This is a genomic window from Dietzia sp. B19, from assembly GCF_014145155.1.
GTDB classification, from domain to species: Bacteria; Actinomycetota; Actinomycetes; order Mycobacteriales; family Mycobacteriaceae; genus Dietzia; species Dietzia natronolimnaea.
In genome coordinates this window covers 1-2210 of record NZ_JAALED010000425.1, presented here as the reverse complement: position 1 = coordinate 2210, position 2210 = coordinate 1, and the positions used below count along the sequence as shown (strand labels likewise).

General features: G+C 72.6%; 2 protein-coding genes. One reads left to right on the top strand and one right to left on the bottom strand.

Annotated features, from left to right (window positions below; genetic code table 11):
- Positions 1-597 precede the first annotated feature (597 nt).
- Complete coding sequence (locus G6020_RS12120; protein WP_182610804.1) at positions 598-1386, top strand: DUF2202 domain-containing protein; 789 nt, start codon at positions 598-600, stop codon at positions 1384-1386.
- Here G6020_RS12120 and G6020_RS12115 read toward each other — a convergent pair.
- A partial coding sequence (locus G6020_RS12115) for a HAMP domain-containing sensor histidine kinase (RefSeq protein ID WP_182610803.1) occupies positions 1340-2210 on the bottom strand: 871 nt, incomplete at its 5' end. The genes G6020_RS12120 and G6020_RS12115 overlap by 47 nt on opposite strands.

Genomic DNA, 2210 nt, shown 5'->3' with positions numbered 1-2210 from the left:
TCGCCTCAGGCGGAGCCGCGCGTGGTCGGCGTCGAGAGGACCACGCGGCCGGTGGGTGTGCACGACGGCGCCGCCGGGCGACGGTTGGGCGTGCGCAGGGGGGAGGACGTCGGGATCGCCCGGCCGGTCGGCGTGTAGGAGAACACGGTCGGCGCGGTGTTGAGGGTCGGGTTGCGGTACTGGGACACGGGGTTCCTCCTGGTCGTCGGGAGAAGGATCGACGACGGGCCGCCACGGGCGGTGCCGACGGGTCCTTCCGGCGATGCGGTGCGGAGGCGACGACGGCTCACCCGGGGAAGTGGCGCGGACCTGGTGGTGTGGGCGCCGTGAGGAGATGGGGTGTCCGGAACTGATCGCTCCTGCGGAATCGAACGCTGTCGGCGGAGGTGCCGCCCGTCTGTTCGACCAGAGGCGCGCTGGTGGGCGCGCGATGGAACGACAATGGCACGTCGCCGGCCGCAGGGCAAGTCCGGTGGCGATCTTCACCTGATCCACACGAAGAGCCCTCGGTCGTCTCACACGTGGGCGGTGGAATCGAGGTGTCAGAGATTGCCGTACACGAGGCCCCCACAGTGGGGCCGGGACGAGGTGGGAACGATGAGGACGGACTCGAGCAGGAGCATTCGTCGGAGGGTGACGGCGGTCACCGCGGCTGGGGCGTTGGCGCTCGTCGGGGCCGGGGGATACGCGCTGGCCGGGACTGACGATCCGGCCGAGGGCGCCCGGATCGCGACGGTCGCCGCCCAGGCACGGGGAGGAGAGCCGCAGGGACACGGCACACCCGGACACGCCCGCCAGGGACACGACCGGGGCCAGCACGGTGGGGACCAGCACGCTCAGGGGCAGCACGGGCAGGGCCATGACGCCCAGGGCGGGCAGGGGCAGGGCGGGAATGGTCCCGGAGAGCGCGGCAAGGGCCGGGAGGGCCACGGGGTCGAGGTCCCCGCGCCCACCGGCACGCTGTCCGACGAGGAGGCCGGCACCCTGTCGATGATGCGCGAGGAGGAGAGACTCGCCCACGACCTGTACGTGGCGCTGGGCGAGGCGTGGCCGGACCGCCGGTTCGACACGATCTCGGCTGCGGAGACCCGGCACGGCGAGGCCACCGCGAGCCTGCTCGCGAACCACGATCTCCCCGACCCGTCGGTCGGCTCCAGCCCGGGCGTCTACGCCTACCCGGAACTGCAGGAGCTCTACGATGGCTGGCTGGAACGGGGCCTGACCTCGAAGGCCGAGGCGCTGGCCGTGGCCGCCGAGTTGGAGCGACGGGATGTCACGGAACTCGTGGCCGCGACGGAGGCCACCGACCACCCTGATCTACGCGCGGTCTACGACCACCTCAGGGCCGGTTCCGAGAAGCACCTTCGGGCGTTCGAGCGAGGCTGAGCACGAAGGTGGATCCCTGGCCCGGGCCCCGGGAGGTGACCGTGAGGTCACCGCCGTGGGCCCGGGCAAGTTGGCGTCCGATGGTGAGTCCGAGGCCGGATCCACCGGCGTGACCACCGGGGCCGCGGTGGAACCGTTCGAAGATCCGCTCGGCCGTCTCGGCGTCCAGGCCCAGACCGGTGTCGACCACCGTGATCTCCGCGCCGCCCGGGGTGCCCTGGACTGAGACCGTGACGTGGCCGTGCTCGGTGGCGGCCAGCGCGTTGACGGCGAGGTTCTCCACCACCTGAGCCACTCGGTCGGGGTCGACGAGGACGGTCACCGCCCCGTCCGGTACGTCCACCAGCAGGTCGACATCCGTCCCGGTGAACCGGGGTCGGAGCCGCTCGACGGTGCTGCGTACGAGCTCTCCCAGGTCCGTCTCCGTGGGCGCGAGGTCGAGCCGCCCCTCGGAGCCCCGGGAGAGTGTCGACAGGTCCTCGGACAGCCGCCGGAGCCGGGCGCTCTCGGCCCGGACGTGTCGTAGTTCCTCGAGACCGAACACGCCGTCGGCGATTCCCTCCACGTACCCGTCCACCACGGTCAGTGGCGTGCGCATCTCGTGGGCGACCTCGGAGATGAGGCGCATCCGGCGCGCCTCCGTCTCGGCGATCGTGCGGGCGAGGGTCGTCACGTCGTCGGCGAGGGCCGCGACCTCGCGCTCGGGAGGACGGCTGATCCGTCGGGAGTAGTCGCCGGCGGCGATCGCGGTGGTGGCGGCGCCCACCTCGGCGAGGGAACGGAGCAGGCGGCGGCCGACGATCCCGGCGGCGAGGAGGGCGACG